21 protein-coding genes are annotated in these 20,633 nt (G+C 72.9%); 11 read left to right on the top strand and 10 right to left on the bottom strand.

Annotation, left to right across the window (positions count from 1 at the left end; genetic code table 11):
* Positions 1 to 52: 52 nt before the first annotated feature.
* Complete coding sequence (locus LTT61_RS06700; RefSeq protein WP_233019063.1) at positions 53 to 1,057, top strand: Rieske 2Fe-2S domain-containing protein; 1,005 nt, start codon at positions 53 to 55, stop codon at positions 1,055 to 1,057.
* On the top strand, positions 1,054 to 2,139 hold the full coding sequence (locus LTT61_RS06695) for a dihydrodipicolinate reductase (RefSeq protein WP_233019062.1): 1,086 nt from the start codon (positions 1,054 to 1,056) through the stop codon (positions 2,137 to 2,139). The genes LTT61_RS06700 and LTT61_RS06695 overlap by 4 nt, the downstream gene beginning before the upstream one ends.
* A gap of 220 nt (positions 2,140 to 2,359) precedes the next feature.
* Here LTT61_RS06695 and LTT61_RS06690 read toward each other — a convergent pair whose 3' ends face one another.
* On the bottom strand, positions 2,360 to 3,532 hold the full coding sequence (locus LTT61_RS06690; protein WP_233019061.1) for a thiolase family protein: 1,173 nt from the start codon (positions 3,530 to 3,532) through the stop codon (positions 2,360 to 2,362).
* 106 nt (positions 3,533 to 3,638) lie between these two features.
* Here LTT61_RS06690 and LTT61_RS06685 point away from each other — a divergent pair, with 106 nt between their 5' ends.
* From LTT61_RS06685 to LTT61_RS06675, 3 genes are all read left to right on the top strand, one after another.
* Positions 3,639 to 4,481, top strand: a complete 843-nt coding sequence (locus LTT61_RS06685) for an alpha/beta fold hydrolase (protein WP_233019060.1) — start codon at positions 3,639 to 3,641, stop codon at positions 4,479 to 4,481.
* A gap of 121 nt (positions 4,482 to 4,602) precedes the next feature.
* On the top strand, positions 4,603 to 5,175 hold the full coding sequence (locus LTT61_RS06680; RefSeq protein WP_233019059.1) for a TetR/AcrR family transcriptional regulator: 573 nt from the start codon (positions 4,603 to 4,605) through the stop codon (positions 5,173 to 5,175).
* A 39-nt stretch (positions 5,176 to 5,214) separates the two neighbouring features.
* A complete protein-coding gene (locus LTT61_RS06675; RefSeq protein ID WP_233019058.1) occupies positions 5,215 to 6,219 on the top strand; it encodes an NAD-dependent epimerase/dehydratase family protein in 1,005 nt (334 codons plus the stop codon).
* Here LTT61_RS06675 and LTT61_RS06670 read toward each other — a convergent pair.
* The 6 genes from LTT61_RS06670 to LTT61_RS06645 form a co-directional block, all read right to left on the bottom strand.
* Positions 6,201 to 6,902 carry an ABC transporter ATP-binding protein gene (locus LTT61_RS06670; protein ID WP_233019057.1) on the bottom strand — a complete coding sequence of 234 codons (702 nt, stop codon included), beginning with the start codon at positions 6,900 to 6,902 and terminating at the stop codon, positions 6,201 to 6,203. The genes LTT61_RS06675 and LTT61_RS06670 overlap by 19 nt on opposite strands.
* A complete protein-coding gene (locus tag LTT61_RS06665; protein ID WP_233019056.1) occupies positions 6,899 to 9,595 on the bottom strand; it encodes a branched-chain amino acid ABC transporter permease/ATP-binding protein in 2,697 nt (898 codons plus the stop codon). Before LTT61_RS06665 ends, LTT61_RS06670 begins: the two co-directional genes overlap by 4 nt.
* Positions 9,592 to 10,827, bottom strand: coding sequence for an ABC transporter substrate-binding protein (locus LTT61_RS06660; RefSeq protein ID WP_233019055.1), 1,236 nt, complete (start codon positions 10,825 to 10,827; stop codon positions 9,592 to 9,594). Before LTT61_RS06660 ends, LTT61_RS06665 begins: the two co-directional genes overlap by 4 nt.
* Before the next feature lie 124 nt (positions 10,828 to 10,951).
* Positions 10,952 to 11,701 carry an enoyl-CoA hydratase-related protein gene (locus tag LTT61_RS06655; RefSeq protein WP_233019054.1) on the bottom strand — a complete coding sequence of 250 codons (750 nt, stop codon included), beginning with the start codon at positions 11,699 to 11,701 and terminating at the stop codon, positions 10,952 to 10,954.
* A 52-nt stretch (positions 11,702 to 11,753) separates the two neighbouring features.
* A complete protein-coding gene (locus LTT61_RS06650) occupies positions 11,754 to 12,341 on the bottom strand; it encodes a hypothetical protein (protein WP_233019053.1) in 588 nt (195 codons plus the stop codon).
* Between the two features lie 16 nt (positions 12,342 to 12,357).
* Positions 12,358 to 12,903 (bottom strand): TetR/AcrR family transcriptional regulator, encoded by a 546-nt coding sequence (locus tag LTT61_RS06645; protein WP_233019052.1) that lies wholly within the window; start codon positions 12,901 to 12,903, stop codon positions 12,358 to 12,360.
* A 60-nt stretch (positions 12,904 to 12,963) separates the two neighbouring features.
* Here LTT61_RS06645 and LTT61_RS32630 point away from each other — a divergent pair, with 60 nt between their 5' ends.
* The 6 genes from LTT61_RS32630 to LTT61_RS06615 all read left to right on the top strand — a co-directional run bounded on the left by LTT61_RS32630 (position 12,964) and on the right by LTT61_RS06615 (position 18,520).
* A complete protein-coding gene (locus LTT61_RS32630) occupies positions 12,964 to 13,863 on the top strand; it encodes an alpha/beta hydrolase family protein (RefSeq protein WP_269821858.1) in 900 nt (299 codons plus the stop codon).
* Positions 13,864 to 13,893: 30 nt separating this feature from the next.
* Positions 13,894 to 14,757 (top strand): DUF5995 family protein, encoded by an 864-nt coding sequence (locus LTT61_RS06635; RefSeq protein WP_233019051.1) that lies wholly within the window; start codon positions 13,894 to 13,896, stop codon positions 14,755 to 14,757.
* Positions 14,758 to 14,897: 140 nt separating this feature from the next.
* On the top strand, positions 14,898 to 15,797 hold the full coding sequence (gene efeU, locus LTT61_RS06630; RefSeq protein WP_233019050.1) for an iron uptake transporter permease EfeU: 900 nt from the start codon (positions 14,898 to 14,900) through the stop codon (positions 15,795 to 15,797).
* Positions 15,798 to 15,814: 17 nt separating this feature from the next.
* Positions 15,815 to 16,945 (top strand): iron uptake system protein EfeO, encoded by a 1,131-nt coding sequence (efeO, locus tag LTT61_RS06625; RefSeq protein WP_233019049.1) that lies wholly within the window; start codon positions 15,815 to 15,817, stop codon positions 16,943 to 16,945.
* Complete coding sequence (gene efeB, locus LTT61_RS06620; RefSeq protein ID WP_233019048.1) at positions 16,929 to 18,179, top strand: iron uptake transporter deferrochelatase/peroxidase subunit; 1,251 nt, start codon at positions 16,929 to 16,931, stop codon at positions 18,177 to 18,179. The genes efeO and efeB overlap by 17 nt, the downstream gene beginning before the upstream one ends.
* A gap of 44 nt (positions 18,180 to 18,223) precedes the next feature.
* Positions 18,224 to 18,520: an antibiotic biosynthesis monooxygenase family protein gene (locus tag LTT61_RS06615; protein ID WP_233019047.1), complete on the top strand. Its 297-nt coding sequence runs from the start codon at positions 18,224 to 18,226 to the stop codon at positions 18,518 to 18,520.
* A gap of 7 nt (positions 18,521 to 18,527) precedes the next feature.
* On the opposite strand, the gene LTT61_RS06610 is transcribed toward LTT61_RS06615, so the two are convergent.
* The 3 genes from LTT61_RS06610 to LTT61_RS06600 form a co-directional block, all read right to left on the bottom strand.
* Entirely contained in the window at positions 18,528 to 18,932 is a 405-nt protein-coding gene (locus LTT61_RS06610) for a hypothetical protein (protein ID WP_233019046.1), read from the bottom strand.
* Positions 18,933 to 19,102: 170 nt separating this feature from the next.
* The gene (locus LTT61_RS06605; protein WP_233019045.1) at positions 19,103 to 19,927 is read right to left on the bottom strand and encodes an alpha/beta fold hydrolase; all 825 of its coding nucleotides are present in this window, start codon (positions 19,925 to 19,927) and stop codon (positions 19,103 to 19,105) included.
* Between the two features lie 116 nt (positions 19,928 to 20,043).
* Complete coding sequence (locus LTT61_RS06600; protein ID WP_233019044.1) at positions 20,044 to 20,541, bottom strand: tellurite resistance TerB family protein; 498 nt, start codon at positions 20,539 to 20,541, stop codon at positions 20,044 to 20,046.
* Between the last annotated feature and the right edge of the window lie 92 nt (positions 20,542 to 20,633).

The following is a 20,633-nucleotide window of genomic DNA, read 5'->3' as shown; positions in this document are numbered from 1 at the left end:
CAGAGACTTCTACGATCGGAGCAGCACAGCCACCGAGGACGCGGAGGACCAGATGGCGAAGCCACCCCTGTCGATGGAGCCGACGGGCTGGTTCCAGGTCGCCTGGTGCACCGAGATCGCGGTCGGCGCGGTGCACACGATGAAGTACTTCGGCCGTGAACTGGTCGCCTGGCGCTCGGCGTCCGGGCGGGTCGCCGTCTTCGACGCCTACTGCGAGCACCTCGGCGCGCACCTCGGGTACGGCGGCCACGTCGACGGCGAGAACCTGGTGTGCCCGTTCCACGGCTGGGAGTGGAGCCGCGAGGGCCGCAATGTCTGCATCCCCTACGAGAGCCACCCGAACAAGGGCCGCCGAATCCGCAGCTACCCGGTCGTGGAGCGCAACGAGGCGGTCTGGATCTGGTACGACACCGAGGGCCGCGCACCGCATTTCGAGGTCCCCGACATCTTCACCGCGTTCGGCGACGGCAAGACCGCGGCGGACTACTACCCGCCGGTGCCCGGCGCGACGCTCTTCCGGCAGGGGCTGGAGCTGCACCCGCAGTACATCATGGAGAACGGAGTCGACTTCGCGCACTTCAAGTTCGTGCACAAGACGCCGTTCGTCCCAGAATTCACCAGGCACGATTTCTCCGGCCCGGTCTCCTACGTCGACTTCACCATCGATTTCGACCCCGATGCCGGCGCCGGCGACGCGAACAGCGGGGTCGAATCCATCAACGCCGGGCTCGGCTGCTCGATCACCAAGAGCTGGGGCATGGTGGACAACCGCACCATGCCCGCCGTCACCCCGGTGGACGAATCGACCTCCGACGTCCGCTTCACCGTCTGGATCGGCCGCAAACCCGGCGACGACCGCCCCGAACTCTCCCGCTACGGAAAAACCATGGCGGACTTCGTGATCGAGCAGTTCGCCGCCGACGTGCGGATCTGGGCGCACCAGCGCTACTCCGATCCGCCCGCGCTCTCGCGCAAGGAGTACGCCGGTTTCACCGCGCTGCGCGCGTGGGCGCAGCAGTTCTACCCCGCCGCATCCCTCTCGAAAGGCCAGCCATGAGCAGCACCGACCAGGTCCGGGTCTTCCAGGTCGCCACCGGCAATCTCGGCACCGAGCTGATCGGGCGCATCCGCGAGCACCCCGACCTGGAATTGGTCGGGCTGCACTGCTATTCGCCGGAGAAGGTCGGCCGGGACGCGGGCGAGATCGTCGGCATCGGCCCGATCGGGGTGCTCGCCACCGGCACGGTCGAGGAGATCATCGCCGCGAAACCCGATGTGCTCACCTTCCACGGCGTCTTCCCGGACGAGGAGCTCTACGTCCGGGTGCTGGAGGCGGGCATCGACGTGGTCACCACCGCCGACTGGATCACCGGCTTCCACCGCGACCGGAACCACCCGCACCCCTCCGGCCGGAAGGTCAGCGAGGTCATCCAGGCCGCCTGCGAGCGCGGCGGCTCCACCTTCTACGGCACCGGCATGAATCCGGGGCTGTGTCAGATCCTCGGCATCGTGCACAGCGCCGACGTCGCCGAGATCGAGAACGTGACGGTCACCGAATCGGTCGACGTCTCCTGCCACCACTCGGTGGACACCTGGAAGGCGGTGGGGTACGGCCTGCCCGCCGACGACCCGTCCATCCCGGATTCGCTGTACAAGTACACCGCGGTCTTCGCCGACTCGGTGTACCTGATGGCCGACGCCTTCGACCTGGAGCTCGACGAGGTGACCTTCTCCTACGAGCTCGGGGTCTGCACCAAGGACGTCGACCTGGGCTGGTACCGGCTGCCGAAGGGCTCGCTCGGCGGCAGCTACATCAAGTACCGGGGGCTGGTGGGCGGTGTGCCGCGGGTGGAGTCGCACCTGGAGTGGCAGATGACCCCGCACACCGACCCGTCCTGGGACATCAAGGGCTGCTACATCACCCAGGTCACCGGCGACCCGAGCATCTACAGCAAGCACATGATCTTCCCCAAGCCCGGCGTCGACCTCGCCGACCCGGCCTCCTTCGCGAAGATCGGGATGACGGTCACCGGGCTGCCCGCGCTGAACGCCATCCGCTCGGTGGTCGCCGCCCGGCCCGGCATCATCACCAGCGCCGACCTGCCGCTGCGCGGCTTCGCCGGCCGCTTCCGAAGCTGATCAGCGCGCCGCGTAGCGCCGCCGCAGCTCGCGCTCGCGCACCTGCTCGGCGTCGAGCTGCAGCCCCGAGGAGCTCGGCGAGACCGCTCGCCCCGTGCCGATAGGTCCGCACCGGGTGCCCGCCGACCTCGACCTCGATGGTCTCGGAGGGGGCGCCGGGGGAGGTGAGTTCGCGCTCGATCGCGCGGACGACGTCGATGATCGGGGTCTCCGGCACGGCTCAGACCTCGACCACGACGGCGCCACCCTGGCCGCCGCCCGCGCACATGGCCGCGACCCCGATGCCGCCGCCGCGGCGGCGCAGTTCGTGGATCAGCGTGGTGATCATCCGGGCGCCGGAGGCGGCGATCGGGTGGCCGAGGCTGCATCCGCTGCCGGAGAAGTTGACCAGCTCCTCGTCCAGCCCGTGCTCGCGGACGGCGGCGATCGGGACCGAGGCGAAGGCCTCGTTGATCTCCCACAGCGCGACATCCGCGGGCTTCAATCCGGCCCGGTCGAGCACCTTGCCGATCACCGCGACCGCGCCGAGCCCGGTGTCGGCCGGTGGCACGGCGGCGTTCGCCCAGGCCCGGACCCGGGCCAGCACGGTCAGGTTCTCGGCCTCGGCGTAGTCGCGGGCGGTGAGCGCGACGGCCGCGGCGGCGTCGTTGATGCCGCTGCTGTTGCCCGCGGTGATGGAGAAGCCCTCGATCTCCGGGTGCAGCACCTTCAGCTGGGCGAGCCGCTCCACGGTGGTGTCGCGGCGCGGGTGCTCGTCCACCGCGAAGTCGAGCACCGAGCCGTCCGGGCGCTCGACCTTGAGTACCACGATCTCCTCGGCGAACCGGCCGTCGTCGATGGCCGCGACGGCCCGGTGGTGCGAGCGCGCGGCCCAGGCATCCATCTCGGCCCGGGAGATCCCGACCTTGCGGGCGGTGTTCCAGCCGACCGTGATCGACATGTCGAGCGCGGGGGCGTCCGGGGTCTCCGGGTGCGAGGGCGGCAGCCAGCCCTCGCGGAACTCCCCGGTGCCCGGGATCCGCACCCGCATGGCCGGATTCAGCGACAGCGACTGCACGCCGCCCGCGACGATCACCCGCTCCATGCCGGTGCCGATGTGCGCGGCGCCGTTGGCGATCGCGGTCAGGCTGCCCGCGCAGTGCCGGTTCACCGACTGGCCGGGTGCGGCCGTCAGCCCGGCGGCGACCGCGGCGTAGCGGGCGAGATCGCCGCCGCCGTAGTGCGATTCGGCCAGGATGACGTCGTCCACCGCGGCCGGGTCGAGCCCGGCGCGGCGCAGCACCTCGGGCAGCACCGCCGCCGCGAGCGCCTCCGGTGGCGTCTCCGTCAGGGTGCCTTTGTAGGCACGCCCGATCGCGGTGCGCACCGCTCCGACCAGCACTGGTTCGGCCATCACTCTCATCTCCCGATCTCGGCGACGACCCCAAAATAGAACAAGTTCCGGACTTGTGTGGACGGTTGTCCATACTGATGTCCATCCGGGCGGTTATCCTGCGCTGATGGTGTCGACGGAGCGGCTGCGGCTGCGCGGGTTCGAGTTCGAGGTCGACGTGCGCGCCGCCGCCGGGGAGCAGGCGGTGGTGCTGCTGCACGGATTCCCGCAGAGCTCGGCCTCCTGGGACGTGATCGGCGACGCGCTCGCCGGGCACGGGGTGCGCAGCTGGGCCCTGAACCAGCGCGGGTACTCGCCGGGTGCGCGCCCGGCGGGGGTCGAGGCGTATCGGCTGCGCCAGCTGGTCGCCGACGTGGTCGCGCTCTGCGACGCCGTCGGGCTCCCGGCCGTGCACCTGGTCGGGCACGACTGGGGCGCCGTCGTCGCCTGGGCGGTCGCCGCTCAGCACCCCGAGCGGGTGACCTCGGTGACCGCGCTCTCCGTGCCGCACCCCGCCGCCTTCGCCGCGGCGATCGCGGACGACCCGGTGCAGCGCGAGAAGTCGAGCTACCTGGAGTACCTGATCGCGCCCGGCTCCGAGGACGTGCTCGCCGCCGACGGGGCCGCCGGGCTGCGGCTCGGCTTCGGGACGGCGGTGCCGGAGGGGGTCGCCGACCGGTACATCGCGCGGCTGTTGCAGCCGGAGGCCATGAAATCCGCGCTGAACTGGTACCGGGCCATCGGCACCGACTGGGCGGCGGTTCCCCCGGTGACCGTCCCCGCGACCCTGATCTGGGGCACCGAGGACATCGCCGTCGCCCGGGCCGGCGTCGAGCTGAGCCGGGAGCACGTGCCGGGCGGGCTCGATCTCCTCGTCCTCGACGGCCGCGGCCACTGGCTCCCCGAGGAGGTGCCCGCCGAGGTCACCGCCGCGATCCTGGGACGCATCGCCCCTCCGCCCGGTGGCTGATGCGGCACCGGCGCTACCGCCCGCCCGCGGCTGGACCGGACCGGCCCGCCGCGTGTTCGCGGCCGCACCGGCCCCACCCGGCGGGAACGGGAGCGGAGCGCTCGCTGTAGCCTTCGACAGCGTGTCCGACCCCGCTCCGGCCGAATCGGCCCGCCGCCGCCTCTCCGGCAAGCGGGCCGAGACCGTGCAGCGGCTGGCGAGCGCCGCCGTCGCGACGCTGCGCACCGTGCGCTACCCGGACCTCACCCTGCCGATGGTCGCCGCCGAGGCCGGGGTGGCGCGGGCGACCGCCTACACCTACTTCTCCTCCCGCGAGCACCTCATCGCCGAGGTCTACTGGCGCAGGCTCACCGCGGGCGGTCCGGAGGGAGCGGACTCCCCGGACGTGCTGGTCCGGGTGGTCGGAGTGCTGCGCTACCTGGCCCTCGTCGCCGCCGACGAACCTGCCTTCGGGCACGCCGTCTCCGCCGCCCTGCACAGCTCCGACCCCGACGTCGAACTGCTGCGCACCGAGATCGGCCGGCACATCCACCGCCTGATCGCCGCCGCGGTCGGCACCGACGGCGACGCGCAGATCGTCTTCCTGCTCGAACTGCTCTACACCGGCGGCATCATGCGCGCCGGCATCGGCGGGGCCTCCTACCCGGAGGTCGCCGACCAGCTGGAAGCGGCGGTGCCCCGGCTCTTCCGCTGACCATTGACGGGTGTCTGGACAGTCGTCTACTTTCAGGGCATGAGCAGCACGAGCCTCGTCGTCGGCGCCAGCGGTTTCCTCGGCTCGCACGTCACCCGCCTGCTCGCCGAGCGCGGCGAGCGGGTCAGGGCGCTGGTCCGCCCGACGAGTTCGCTGCGCGGCCTGGCAGGCGTCGACGCCGAGATCGTGCACGGCGACATCACCGACCCGGAGTCGCTGCGCACGGCGATGGCAGGCTGCGCCGTCGTGTACTACTGCGTGGTCGACGCCCGCCCCTGGCTGCGCGACCCCGCACCCCTGTACCGCACCAATGTCGAAGCGCTGCGCACCGTGCTCGAGGTCGCCGCGGCAGCCGGACCGCGCCGCTTCGTCTTCACCTCGAGCATCGCCACGCTGCCCATCGGCAGCACCCCGATCGATGAGGAGAGCGGCCCGCACAACTGGCAGCGCCGGGGCGGGGACTACGTCCGATCCCGGGTGCTGGCCGAGGAACTCGTGCTCGAATTCGCCCGCGAGCGCGGTCTGCCCGCTGTGGCCATGTGCGTCGCCAACACCTACGGCCCCGGCGACTACCTGCCGACCCCGCACGGCGGCTTCGTCGCCATGGCCGCGCGCGGGAGACTGCCGCTGTACGTGCGCGGTGCAGGCGCCGAGGTGGTCGACATCCGGGACGCCGCCGACGCCCTCGTCCGCGCCGCCGAGCGCGGCGAACCGGGCGAGCGCTACATCGTCTCGGCAGGCTGGCGAGCCACCCGCGACCTGCACGACCTCGCCGCGAGCTGCACCGGCGCCCCGCCCGCCCGCTACGGCGTCCCGCGCGCGGTGCTCCCGCTCGCCGGGCTGCTCGGCGAGCTCGCCGCCCTCGTCACCGGGAAGGACGTCCGGGTGACCAGGGTCAGCATGCGGCTCATGCACACCATGACCCCGCTCGACCACGGGAAGGCCGTGCGCGAGCTCGGCTGGGCCCCGCGCCCGATCGAGGAGACCGTCGCCGACGCGGCGCGCTTCTTCACCCGGCCGCGGCGTCAGGCGACGCCGAGGTAGGCCCGCTCGATCGCGGCCGGATCGGCGCGCAGCGCGGCGGATTCGCGGATCAGCGCGGTGCGGCCGTGCACCAGGACGACGGTGCGGTCCGAGGCGCCGAGCGCGAGCTCGAGGTGCTGTTCGACCAGCAGCACGGCGATGCCCTCGTCCGCCGCCACCCGCCGGATGGTGGGCAGGATCGTCTTGGCGACGGCCGGGGCCAGCCCCATCGAGAGCTCGTCGACGAGCAGCGCCCGCGGCCGGGTGACCAGGGCCCGGCCCAGCGCCAGCATCTGCTGCTCGCCGCCGGAGAGCTGGCCCGCCCGCACCCGCAGCCGGGCGGTGAGGGCGGGGAAGTAGCCGAGAATCCGCGCTACGTCCGCCTTCTCCCGGGCGACCAGGGTGAGGTTCTGTTCGGTGGTGAGCCCGGTGAACAGGGCGCGGTCGTCCGGGACGAGCACAAGTCCGCGCTTGGCCGCCGCCCTGGCCCGCCCGGCCCGCAGCGCGGTGTCGCCGAGCGTGACGGCGCCGGTGCGGTGCGGGAGCAGCCCGGCGAGCGCGCCGAGCAGCGTGGTCTTGCCCGCTCCGTTGGGGCCGAGCAGCGCGACCACCTCGCCGGCGGCGATCTCCAGGTCGATCCCGCGCACGCAGGGGTGGCCGGGGAGGTGGCCCGCGGCGACGGTATCCAGGCGCAGGGCGGTCACGAGATCGCCTCCGTGGTCGGGCGGCCCAGGTAGGCCTCGATGACGCGCGGGTCGGCGCGGACCTCGGCGGGGGTGCCCTCGGCGATCACCCGGCCGAGGTCGAGGACGAGGACCCGGTCGCTGATGGTCCAGACCAGCTCCATGTCGTGGTCGACGAGCAGCAGCGCGGTGCCCGCGTCGCGCACCGTGCGCAGCTGGTCGCCCAGCCTGCGGCTCTCCTCGGTGTCGAGGCCGGCGGCGGGTTCGTCCAGGAGCGCGACGGCGGGCGCTCCGGCGAGCACCCGGGCCACCCCGACGAGCTGGCGTTGCCCCTGCGACAGCTCGCGCACCGGCCGCTCGGCCACCTCGGTGAGCCCGAGCAGCGCGAAGACCGGGTCCGGCGTCGCCTTGTCGCCGCGGCGGGCGGCGGCCAGCCCGACGGCGACGTTCTCCCTGACCGTCAGGTCGTCGTAGAGCTCGATGCCCTGGAAGGAGCGGCCGAGCCCGGTGCGGCTGCGCCGGTGCGGGGCGAGCCGCTCCAGCGAGGTGTCGCCGAGCGCGATCGTGCCCGCGGCGTCGGCGAAGCCGCTGAGCGCGTCGATGAGCGTGGTCTTGCCCGCGCCGTTCGGCCCGATCAGCCCGACGATCTCGCCCGGGCGCACGGTCAGCGCGACGTCGTCCACCGCGACCACCCCGCCGTACCGCACCCGCACCCCGCTCGCGGTGAGCGGCTGTCCATCCCGTGGCGCGATCTCCGCCGGTACCGCGGTCCGCACACGACGCCGTGGTGCCGGAAGCCGGTCGGCGAGAGTGTGCACCCGGCCGGCGAGCCCCTCCGGGTACCAGATCAGCACCAGGATGAGCAGCAGCCCGCTGATCGAGGCGTAGTAGGCGCCGAGTTCCAGGTGCTCGCCGAGCAGGGTGAAGGCGAAACCGCCCGCGCCGAGCAGCCCGGCCAGCACCGCGCCGGTCACCGAGGTGATGCCGGTGACGTAGGCGATGGCGAAGAGCCCGAGCCCGGCGAAGACCGAGTAGGTCGGCGCGGTGGCCAGGGTCTGCTGGTAGGCGAGCAGGGCGCCACCGAGCCCGGCGATGAAGGCGCCGAGCCCGAAGGCGGTGAGCTTGGTGCGGCGCACGTCGACCCCGGCCGCCGCGGCGGCGCGCTCGTTGGCGCGCACCGCGAGCATGGCGGCGCCGAGCCCGCTGCGCCGCAGCAGCGCCACGCCGACGGCGACCGCGAGCAGCACGCCGAGGCAGAGCAGGGCGAAGGCGGCGCGCGGATAGCTCTGCCCCGCACCGATTCCCAGGTCCAGCCCGAAGAGCTCGGGCGCGAGGACCGGCGCCCCGGTGAGCCCGCCGTTGACCGCGGAGTTCTGGAACCAGAAGGCATCGAGGAACACCGCGAGGGTCAGCGTGGCCACCATCAGGGGCAAGCCGCGGGTGCGCAGCGCGGGCAGCCCGAACAGCACCCCGATCGCGGCGGTCACCAGCGCCGCGGCCAGCGGGGCGAGCGGGAAGGGGATGCCGAGGTCGTGCGCGAAGCGGCTGAGCAGGAAGGCCGCGACGCCGGCGAGGGTGAGCTGGGCCAGCGACACCTGCCCGGCGAGCCCGGTGACCACCACCTGGGAGAGCGCGATGATCGCCAGCACGAAGCTCACGATGAGCGCCGCGCGCAGGCTCCCCGACGTCGTGAACACCGCGAGCACCCCGACCGCACCCCAGGCGACGGCGGCGAGCCCGACCCGCCGTGGCCGCGGCGAGCGCCCCAGCGAGCGGTACACCAGCGCGCCGCGGCCGGGCAGCGGCGTGCCGCGCAGCAGCAGCACCGCGAGCACCAGGACCAGCGGAATCAGCTCGCTCATCCCGGTTTTCGGGAACCAGTCCAGGCTGACCTGGAGATTGGTGACCTCGCCCTGCAGCGCGCCGACCGCGAGCCCGGCCAGCACGGTGACGGTGAGCGAGGAGAAGTTCCCGGCGAACGCCACCGCCAGCGCAGCCACGATGAACAGCGTGTAGGAGAGCGGGATCAGCGGAACGATCGGCGCGATGAGAATCCCGCCGACCCCGGCGACCACGGTGCTGATCGCCCAGTTGCCGAGCGCGATCCGGTCCGGGGAGAGCCCGGCGAGCACCGCGCCGCGCTCGGTCTCGGCTGCCGCCCTGGTGGCCAGCCCGAAGCGGGTGAACCGGTAGATCAGCCCGAGCGCCACCGCGATACCGACGATCACCGCGGCCAGCAGCAGCCGGTCGGTGGGGACCCGGGACGCGCCGATCGTGATGCTGCCGGTCGCGAAGATCGGTTTCACCACCACCGGGCTGGTGCCGACCCGCTGCGCCAGCACATCCTGCACGACCAGCATCACCCCGAGTGAGGCAACCGCTTTCGCCACCGCCGATGCGTGCCGCAGCGGCCGGAACACCAGCGCGTAGAGCAGCGCGCCCAGCGCCGCCGCGATCACCAGCGCGATCGCGACGGCGGGGGCGACGCCGAGCGGCCCGCCCAGCGAGACCGAGCTCGGCAGCCCCGGGATCGGCAGCAGCAGTTCACCCTTGCGCAGGTAGGCGAAGGTGTAGGCGATGTAGAGCGCGATGGCGCCGGTGCCGAAGTTGACCACGCCGGAGGAGCGGAAGGTCAGCACCAGGGCGATGCCGAGCGCGGCGTAGACCGCGCCGTTGCCGAGCCCGAGCGCCAGGAAGGCGAGGTGCTCGCTCACTCGATGACTTGCGGGTCGCTCGGCTTGCCGTCGCGCACGGTGGAGACGATCGCGCCGCGGCCGCAGACCGAGCTCAGCACGAATACCTGCTGCCCGTCGCAGGTGAAGGTCAGCCCGCCGCCGATCGGCACCGGGACGGCCTTCGCGGTGCGCAGCGCCTCGCTCACCGCCGCCGGGGTGAACTCGCCCGGCACGGTCTCGATGGCCCGCACCAGCCCGAGCAGCGCCTGGTAGCCGGAGAAGGCGAAGCCGTAGATGTCGGTTCCCGGCGCGTACTGCGCCATCACCGTGCGGAAGGTGACGGTGTCCGGGTCGTCCGAGCTCACCTCGGCCGAGGAGATCACCCGCGCGCCCTCCACAGCCGGGCCGGTGGCCTCGGCGACGTCCCTGTCCAGGCAGGTCGAGGTGGTGAGCTTGTCGACCGCGGAGCCGAGGGTGTCCAGCGAGCGCAGCACCGCGGTACACAGGGTGCTCTCGCCGACGATGAAGATGGCGTCCGGGTCTTGCCCGAGCGCCGCGCTGACCTGCGGCGTCGTGTCCGGCGTTCCCATCGGGACGCCCACCGTCTCCAGCCCGACCCCGGCGCCGCCGAAGGACGGCTCGGCCAGCGACTTCACGCTCGCCACCACCGAGCCCGCGTCGTTCACCAGGATCACGACCTTCTTGTACCCGCGCGACCCGGAGTACTTGGCCGCCGCCGCGAAGGCCGCGGGTACGCCGCCGGTGAGCACGAAGGAGTTCGGCGTCGTCATCTCCGCGCCGCTCGGCCCGACCGAGGTGACGTACGGGATGCCAGCGCCGGTGATCACCGGGACCAGCGCGTCGCCCTGCCCGGTCACCGGCGCGACCACCGCGACCACCCCGGCGCCCGCCAGCTGGTTGGCGCAGTCGCGGGCGCTGGCCGGATCCTCCTTCTCCTTGCAGACCACCAGGTCGATCGGGCGGCCCGCGACCCCGCCGAGATTGCTGTTCACGTACTTCGTCGCGGCCTCCGCGGCGATCCTGGCGTCCGGGAGCTGGCCGAGCGGGCCGCCCTCCGGGCTCACGAACCCGATCTTGATCGGGGCGCCGGAGGCGGGCTTCTCCGGCAGCGTGGTGGTGCTGCCGAGCTGCGCGCTCGGCGCGGATTCGCCGGTGTCGGCGGCGCAGGCCGTCAGGGTGAGCCCCGCCGCGATCAGCAGGACGGGGAGTGCGTGCCGGGTTCGGTGGCGGGCGGTGATCGCGGTGTTCATCAGGCGTTCCTCGCAGACTGTACAAACATCTAGACAGGTGTCTGGACGTTAGCACGGTCACATGTCCGCGACAATGGCCGCGACGCACCGCTGTTACGTCGCCGCTAGTGATGTCGAATAGCTATTATTCGCCCGACCAGCGCGGTGTGCGCTTCTCGAAGAAGGCGGTGAGCCCCTCGCCCAGATCCGCCGAGCGCAGCAGCTCCGCGTGGGTGGCGTGCGAGAGCTCCCAGAGTGCGGATTCGTCGCCCGCGACGGCGGTGTTGGCGATCCGGAGGGCGCCGCGCACGGCGAGCGGCGCGTTGGCGCAGATCCGCTCGGCCAGCTCGAGCGCCCCGGCCAGGGCGGCGCCCGGCTCGGTGAGCCGGTTGACGAAGCCGAGGCGCTCGGCGCGGGCGGCGTCGATGTCGTCGCCGGTGAGCAGCAGCTCCCTGGCGACATTGGGCGGCAGCGCCCCGGTGATGCGGAAGGCGCCGCCGAAATCGGGCATCAGGCCGCGCTTGGGTTCGGGCAGCCCGAACCTGGCGTCGGTGGCGGCGACCACCAGGTCGCAGCAGAGCACCAGCTCCAGCCCGCCGCCGAGCGCGAAGCCCTCGACCGCGGCGATCAGCGGTTTGCCGCGCTCCCTGGTGATGATTCCGGCGATTCCGCCGCGCGGGGTCGGCTCGCCGGGGCCGGCGGCGAGGTCGGCGCCGGCCGAGAAGAAGCGGTCGCCGCCGGTGAGGATGGCGCACCACTGCCCGGGGTCGTCCTCGAACTCGTTGAGCGCGTTGTCGATTCCCTCGGTGATGCTCGCGTCGATGGCATTGCGCTTGGCCTCGCGGCGCAGCGTGATGACGGTGACCCGGCCCCGCTTGGTGCTCTCGACCGTCATCTGCGCTTCCTCGGACATAAGGCTGGACAGTAGTCCGCCCCGCGTCGCTCCGTCAGCTCCGACCGGCGCGCGGGCGCATGGAGGCGAGCAGCCCGACCTCGGGTGCCACCGCGCCGTCCTGCCCGAGTGCGTGGAAGTCGGCGATCACCTCCGCCGGATCGAGCGCCCCTTCGCGGACCGCGTGGTAGCGGACCAGCGACCAGACGAAGGTGTCCAGGTCGTCGAAGCGGGTGCCGCCCTCCAGCACCTCCTCCTCGTGGAACCAGACCGCCACCTGGCCGTTGGTGAGCACGGTGTAGTAGTTGCCGCCGCCGTCCGCGCCGACGGTGTAGACCTCGTCGGAGGGCACCGCGGTGCGGTGGTCGCTGTCCAGCACGCCGCAGTCGTTGGCCGCGAAGTCGAAGCCGTAGGACCAGTCGGCGATGTCGAGGATGTCCGGGAGCGCGCCCGCGCGCGCCCGCCGGTCGTAGGCGGCCAGCGCGGCGGCGTCGCGCGGTGCGAGCCGGGTCAGGAACGGCTCGATCGGCCGCACCTGCGCTTCGTCGAGTTCGGCGCGCGGCCGGTCGCCGAACCAGCGCGCGAGATCGGCATCGAGGTCCCGCTGGATGTAGCCGACGAGGTCTTCCCGAGTTGTCGCCACCGGCGGAGCGTAGCGGTCACAGTCCGGCCAGGTAATCGGCGGCGGCGGAGTGGATCCGGGCCGGATCGCCGCCGCCGAGCAGGTCGAGGAGCAGGCCGCGCAGGGTCGCGATCACCAGGGTCGCGCGCCGGGCCGCTGCCGCCGGGTCGACCTCCGGACCCTGGGCCGCGCACAGTGCGGCGGTGAGCTCGGTGCCCGCCTGCGCGAGGAACTCGGCGTAGGCGCCGGGGGCCTGCACCGCGCTGCCGTAGACGGCGAAGAAGAGCCGGAAGACGCTGCGCTGCTCCGGGTCCGAGCTGTGCTCCCAGACCGCGCGGGCGGCCGTCGCGAGATCCGGGTACGAACCCGGGGTGAGCGCGACGCGCTCGCGCAGCCGCCCCAGAACGGCGGCGAGCAGCTGCTCCCTGCTGCCGAAGTGGTGCACCAGCGTGGTGGGGGAGACGCCGAGCGCGGCGGCCATCGGGCGCAGCGAGAGCTCGGCGAAGCCGCGGTCGGCGGCGTGGTCCACCGCCGCGTCGAGCAGCTCCGCGCGCCGCCGGTGGTCGATCGGCCGCCCGGCCATGCCGCCTCCTCGAATTCCTTGTACAGTCGTTCTAGGAATTGTAACCGTGGGAGGTCAACGATGCTTGCAGTGGAGACGACGCCGGTGGTGTCGGTGGATCCGGTGCTGCTGCCCGCGCCGGGGCGCGGGGCGGCGCTGCGGGTCCGGGTGTCGGCGCCCGCGCACGGCGCGGCGCTGCCGATCATCCTGTTCGCGCACGGGTTCGGGTCGTCCGGGCGGGCCTACGGGCCGCTCGCCGACCACTGGGCCGCCGCCGGTTTCGCGGTGCTGCAACCCACGTTCCGCGATTCACGCACCCTCGGCCCGATTCCGGACGATCCGCTGCTCTGGCGCTACCGGGTCGAGGACATGCTGCGCATCCTCGACAATCTCGAGCCCATCGCCGCCGCTGTCCCCGGCCTCGCCGGCCGGCTCGACCCGGCCCGCATCGCCGCCGCCGGGCACTCCTTCGGCGGCCAGACAGCGGGCATCCTGCTCGGCCTCCGCGTCCTCGACCCGGTTACCGGCGAGGGGGCGGACCTGGCCGATGAGCGGGTCCGGGCAGGCGTGCTCCTCGCCACCGCGGGCCGCGGCGGCGCCGACCTGAATCCCGCGGCCGCGGCGAAGTTTCCGTGGCTCAACCCGGACTTCACCCACCTGACCACACCCACCCTGGTCGTCGCGGGCGACGCCGACTCCAGCCCGCTCAGCACCCGCGGCCCGGAGTGGCTCACCGACCCCTACCACCTCAGCCCCGGCGCCCGCGCCCTGCTCACGCTGCGCGGCGCCGAGCACTCCCTCGGCGGCATCCCCGGCTACGACGCCGCCGAGACCACCGACGCCGACCCGGCCCGGGTGCGCGCCATCCAGACCCTCGGCACCGCCTTCCTGCGCAACGCCCTCTACCCGGGCGATCCGGAGTGGGACCGGGCGCGCACGGCCTTCGCCGACCCGGCGCTCGGCGCGCTCGCGATCAAGTGAGGCGGTAGCGTCGCTGTCATGATCGGCCGGATGCTTCTGCTCGTGCTCTCCGCGCTCTGCGCGACGATCCTCACCGCGCCGGTGGCGGCGGCCGCGCCGGAGGCGGTGTGCGGCACGGCGTTCGACGCGGGCGAGCACGCCGACCTGGTGGCCTGGTCGGACACCGCGACGCTGGCGGGGTCGCCGCTGGAGCGGCTGGAGACGGCGGTCGAGCGGCATCGTCGGATCAGCGAAACGCTGGTGCGGCACCGGGATCGGCGCGGTGTCTTCACGCTCGGGCTGGACGCCGTCGAGCAGCACGCGGTGATGCCGCTGCAGCGCGACCCGACCGCCTTCGCCGACCCGGACTGGGCGCACCGGATCAGCCTCGACCTGCTCTCCCGCTTCCTGGACAACCTGCACGGCGAGCTCACCGGCGGGCCGGTCGACCCGCAGTGGGCGCACTACTTCGCGCTGACCAGGCAGTGCGAGCTCTCCGCCGCCCGGGTCGCCATGGCCGGGTACAACGCGCACCTCGCGGTCGACCTCGCCTACGCCGTCGCCGCCACCGGCGCGACCCCGGCGAACGCCGGTGACCACTTCCTGATCGTGGACGCCATCGCGCGGCACGGCTCGCTCATCGTGGACGGCACGCGCGAGGTCTACGGCGGCGACCTCGGCCCGCTCTGGCGCTTCTACTTCGCCGGCGAGGGGCTGGACCGCGTGCTCGGCGCCGGTGTCGGCAGCGGCGCGCTGCTGCGCGCCGCGGACGCAGGCGCCAATGTCCTGATCTTCGGCAACGGCCTCGCGCTGCAGGACCCGGCCACCGCCCCGGCGGCGCGCGCCGAGATCGATGCGCTCTGGCGTGCCGACGACGCCGCCTTCGAGGTGCTGACCCGGCTGGGCGGGCTCTGAAAGCCGGTATTGCCGGATAAATCCCAATTTGCCGCTGAATTGCCCCGCCGAATTCAGACAATTTGGGTAGCAACACTGCGGCACTCCGGAAATGTGCAACACTGAGCCGAGTTTGGTAAGCCTTAGTTCAGTCTTCGGGAGTGGCGGTGGAGGGTGTTCTGGCGGCGGGCGCGCCGTCCGTGGCCGCCCAGCTGTTCGGCAGCGGCCTGATCGGCCTGCGCGAGGGGCTGGAGACCGGGATCGTGATCATGATCCTGGTGGCGTTCCTGGTGAAATCCGGGCGGCGCGAGGCGCTGAAGTGGGTCGCGGCCGGGGTCGGCGCCGCGGTGCTGATGGTGGCCGCGGTCTTCGCCGGGATCCACTACGGCACCTCGACCGTCAGCGGGCTCGCCGCCGAGCTCATCGCCGGGCTCGCCTCGCTGGTCGCGGTGGTGATCGTGACCTGGATGGTGCTCTGGATGCGCACCGCGTCGCGCTCGCTCTCCGGCGAGCTGCGCGCGGGGATGACGCGCGCGCTCGCCGTCGGCCCCGCGGCGGTGGTGAGCCTGGCGTTCCTCGCGGTCGGCCGGGAGGGCGTGGAGACGGCGCTGCTCATGGTGGGGTACGCGGAGAACGCCGCGGGCAGCCAGTGGCCGCTGGTCGGGCTGCTGCTCGGCATCCTGGCCGCCGCCGTGCTCACCGTTGTCCTCTACCTCGGCGCGGTCCGGATCGACCTGGCCCGGTTCTTCCGCTACACCGGGGTGCTGCTGATCGTGGTGGCCGCCGGCATCCTGGCCTACGGCGTGCGCGCGCTGCAGACGGCAGGCTGGCTGCCCGGGCTCGCCCGGCGCGCCTTCGACATCTCCTCGTGGTTCGACATGTCGAGCTGGTACGGCACCGTCGCGGCCGGCCTGGTCAACTTCCGCGCCGACCCCACCTGGCTGCAGGTCATCGCCTGGCTGGCGTACCTGGCCGTGGTGCTGTGGCTGTTCCTGAAACCGCTCGCGCCCGCCGAACCGGCGCGCCCGCGACCATCGACCGAGACGACGCCAGCGTCGTGACCGAAAGGCAAGTCCCCGTGCGACTCTCCCTGATCACCGTCGCCGCCGCGGCGGCGGTGCCGCTGCTGCTGACCGCGTGCACCGCCAAATCCGACTCCGCGGCGGGCGAGATCGCCGTCACCGCCGACGACTCTAGCTGCGCCGTGGCGAGCGATTCGGCGAGCACCGGCACGGTCAGCTTCCGGATCACCAACAGCGGAACCAAGACCACCGAGTTCTACGTCTACGGCACCGGTGACCGGGTGATCGGTGAGATCGAGAACATCGGGCCCGGGCTGACCAGGCAGCTGATCGTGGCGGTCCCGGACCCGGGCACCTACCAGACGGCGTGCAAGCCGGGCATGGTCGGCGACGGCATCCGGCACGACTTCACCGTGACCGGCGAGGCGCAGCAGCGCGACGAGTCCGGCGAACTCGCCGAGGCCGCCGCCGGGTACAAGCGGTACCTGGTCAGCCAGGTCACAGCGCTGCAGGAGACCACGAAGACCTTCGTCGCCGCGGTGAAATCGGGTGATGTCGCTGCGGCGAAGGCGCTGTATCCGGTGACCCGCACCTACTACGAGCGGATCGAACCGGTGGCCGAGAGCTTCCCGGACGACCTGGACCCGCGGATCGATCTGCGCGAGGCCGATCTCGCGGCGGGCGACACCTGGACCGGTTTCCACCGGCTGGAGAAGGATCTGTGGGCGCAGGGGCCGCAGCCCGACACGAACAAGATCGCCGATCAATTGCTGGCCGATATCGACGAATTGGTCGCCGGGGTCACCGCGAACGATTTCACGGTGGATCCGATCCAGGTGGCCGGCGGGGCGCAGGGGCTGCTCGACGAGGTCGCGCGGACCAAGATCACCGGTGAGGAGGACATCTTCTCGCACACCGACCTCTGGGACTTCCAGGCCAATGTGGACGGCTCGCAGGCGGCGGTCGCCAGCGTGCGCCCGGTGCTCGACGCGCGCGACGCCGAGCTCGGCACCCGGCTGGATCGCCGGTTCGCCGAGCTCGACGCCGAACTGGCGAAGTACCGCGCGGGCGACGGCTTCGCCGGCTACGAGACGGTCTCCGAGCAGGCGCGCGGCGAGCTGTCCCGCCGGATCGACGCGCTCTCGGCCGAGGTCAGTCAGGTGCAAGGCGTTGTCGCCGGGCAGTGACCGGCGCGGGCTCTCCCGGCGCGGCCTGATCGGCGGCGCCGGGATCGGCGTGGCCGCGGCCGGGGCGGGTGCGCTCGTCGGGCGGGTGTCGGCGGTCTCGGACGGCGTTGCGGACACGGTGCCGTTCCGCGGCCCGCACCAGGCCGGGATCGTGACCCCGGTGCAGGACCGGCTGCACTTCGCCGCCTTCGACGTGCACACCTCCTCGCGCGCCGAGCTGGTCGAGCTGCTGCGCGGCTGGACCGCCATGGCCGAGCGGATGACCGCGGGCCGGGAGGCGTTCCCGGACGGCGCGGTCGGCGCGGGGGAGTACGCCCCGCCCACCGACACCGGCGAGGCGCTCGGCCTCCCTGCCTCCCGGCTGACCCTGACGATCGGGTTCGGGCCCTCGCTCTTCGAGCGCGACCGGTTCGGGCTCGGCGCGCGGAAACCGGCGGCGCTGGCCCAGCTGCCCAAGTTCACCGGCGACGCGCTCGACCCCGCGCGCAGCGGCGGCGACATCGCCGTGCAGGCCTGCTCGGACGATCCACAGGTGGCCGTGCACGCGGTGCGCAACCTGGCGCGGGCCGGGTTCGGCGCGGTGAGCGTGCGCTGGTCGCAGCTGGGGTTCGGCCGCACCTCGACCACCTCGACGAGCCAGGCCACCCCGCGCAATCTGCTCGGCTTCAAGGACGGGACCCGCAACATCAAGGCCGAGGACACCGCGGCGGTCGACCGCTTCGTCTGGGTCGGCCCCGCGGACGACCAGCCGTGGCTGGCGGGCGGCTCGTACCTGGTGAGCAGGCGGATCCGGATGCTGATCGAGCCGTGGGACCGCACCGGCCTGCACGAGCAGGAGCGGGTGATCGGGCGGACCAAGGGCACCGGCGCGCCGCTGGGCCGCTCGGCCGAGTTCGACGAACTCGACCTGCAGTCGGCAGGCCCCGACGGCCCCTTCATCGACCGCGACGCGCACGTGCGGCTGGCCTCGCCCGAAGAGCTCGGCGGCATCCAGCTCCTGCGCCGCGGCTACAACTTCACCGACGGCTCGGACGGCTTCGGGCACCTGGACGCCGGGCTGTTCTTCCTCGCCTACTGCCGCGACCCGCAGGCCCAGTTCGTACCGATGCAGGCGAACCTGGCCCGCCGGGACGCGCTCAACGAGTACATCCAGCACGTCGGCTCGGCGGTCTTCGCCTGCCCGCCCGGGCCGGGCGCCGACGGGTACTGGGGCTCGACGCTCTTCGAGGGCTGAGGCGCGACCTGCCCGGAAGCGGGAGCACATGACACCGTTGACCGGTGATCACCGAACATGCCCTGCTGCCCGTCCGCCCCGGCCGCGAGGCGGAGTTCGAGGCGGCCTTCGCCCGGGCCCGCCCGCTCATCGCGGGCAGCCCCGGCTTCCGCGGGCTGACACTGGCCCGCTCCGCGGAGACGCCGAACACGTATCTGCTGCTGGTGCGGTGGGATTCGATCGAGCAGCACACCGATGGGTTCCGCGGGTCGCCGGAGTACGCGGAGTGGAAGGCGCTGCTGCACCACTTCTACGACCCGTTCCCGGTGGTCGAGCACTTCCGCCCGGTGCTGGGGGACTGAACTCCGCTCAGGACGCCAGGGTCCAGCGGAGCTCCTCGTCGCCGTAGTCGGCGATCTCGCTCAGCCGCCTGCCCCCGGCCAGGATGCCGGTGCGGTCGACCTGGACCAGTGGGCAGCCGAGGCCGTCCAGGTGCGGGCACCAGCGGCGGGCGATGCGCAGGCAGGTCTGGTGCAGGGCCGCGTCGCCGAGCACCCAGTCGCCTGCCTCGACGACCACCCAGGCGCGCTCCGGCAGCGGGTCGCCGCAGACCTGGCAGAGCCACTCGGCCTGGCAGCGGCGCAGGCGGTCGGTGTCGACGCACTTCCAGTCGGCGGCGCCCCACCAGACCGGGGTGATCCACGGGACCGGCAGCCCCTCGATCCGGCGCCGGGGCAGCCCCGGCTCGGACCACGGCGCCGAAACGGCTTCCACGAACTCGTCATCCTCTCGTCGCGCCGCACGGCGCGGCCGTCCACGCTACCAGCGTGCACGGAGGTGTGAGTCCGAGTGGTACCACAAGGTGGCCGACGGCTCGCCGGGCCCAGCGACCGAAGGCGCGCCGTCCCACCCCGGGCACGGGCGTGGGCGACGGAAATTCCGGGTCAGCCCGCCGCGAGCACGGCTTCGCGCACGATGCCGGCGACCGCGTCCGGCTGCGAGACGTAGGAGGCGTGCGAGGCGGCGACCTCGCGGGTCCGGCCGGGCGCGACCTGCTGCGCGGTCTCGCGCTGCAGTGCGGGCGGGATCACCCGGTCCTCGCTGGAGACCAGGTACCAGCTCGGGGTGTCGGCCCAGGACGGGTCGCCGGTGCGCTCCAGGTTGGCGGTGGCGGCGAGGGTGCGCTGGTTGCGGTACATCTCCGCGGCCTTCGCCGGCGTGACGTCCTGGGCGAAGACCTCGCGGAAGAACGGCTCGGTGACGAAGGCGTCCAGGTTCACCCCGGCGGGCCCCGCCGGGTCGGCGACCGGCTTCACCAGCAGCGCGGGCGGGAGCAGCAGGCTGCCCGGGTGCGCGATCGGGTTCACCAGCTCGGCGAGCAGCTGGTTCCGCTGCGGCGCGTAGGCGGCGACGAAAACATTGGCCGTGACGTCCGGGTCGTGCGTATTGGTGATGACGGCGCCGCCGTAGGAGTGGCCGACCAGCACGATCGGGCCCTCGATCCCGGCCAGGAACTCGGTGAGCTTCGCGGAGTCGTTGGCGATGCCGCGTAGCGGGGTGTCGAAGGTGCGCACGGCGATGCCCTCGGCGGTGAGCCGGTCGGCCACGTCGGACCAGCCGGACGAGTCGGCGAAGGCGCCGTGCACCAGCACCACCGTCGGCGCGGGGTCGGCCTGCGCGGGGGCGGCGGCGAGGCCGATGGCAAGCGCCGCGGCGACGGCGGTGCCCGCGGCGCGGCGGCGGAAGCGGGCGGTTCGGCGGGCGTTCATGGATTCCTCCGTCGATCGTCGGGGCGCACGACACCGGGCGCGGACCGCTCCGAGCGTGCCATACCGGAGATTCGCCACGCGTGTGCCCGCGGTTTGCGGAGAGTCCGGATCGGGTCCTAGCGGGGCAGCTCTAGCATGGGCGGGATGCCGAGCGCGGCGCAGGCGTCGCGCACGGCGTGCACCTCGGCGGGGGAGAGCGTGCCGTCGGCGTTCGCGATCAGGATGCCGATCTGCACCACCGCGCGCGCCTGCTCCGGCTTGCCCGCCACCTTGGTGATCTGCTGCAGCACGTGCGCCCGGCCGAAGGCGGGGTCCTGGACCAGCCGGTCGCAGTTGCCGTCGAACAGGGTGCGCAGCTGCTCGGCCGGGAAGTTGTCGAGCACCGAGTCCCCGGTGATGAGCCCGGCGACCTGCGCCCGCTCCTCGGCGGTGACGGTGCCGTCGGCGGCGGCGACCAGCGCGCACATCCCCATCGCCGCGTCCCGGAAGGCGCCGCTGGTGAACTCGTTCTTCTTCGACATGAGCTGGGACCGCCACTGCGGGGCCTTATCCGCCAGGTCCATCAGCCGGGTGACGGTGTACCCGCTGTTCAGCAGCTTGTTCAGGAACGACATGACGGACTCCCGCGACAGGGGCCGGCGCGCGACGACCCGCCCCGGCGAACACTCGGAAGGTAGCAGATCCGCAGGTGCGCCGCCCGCGATCC

Source organism: Nocardia asteroides (assembly GCF_021183625.1).
GTDB classification, from domain to species: domain Bacteria; phylum Actinomycetota; class Actinomycetes; order Mycobacteriales; family Mycobacteriaceae; genus Nocardia; species Nocardia asteroides_A.
Note: the sequence above shows the minus strand (reverse complement) of the source record. Positions and strands in the feature narration are given on the sequence as shown.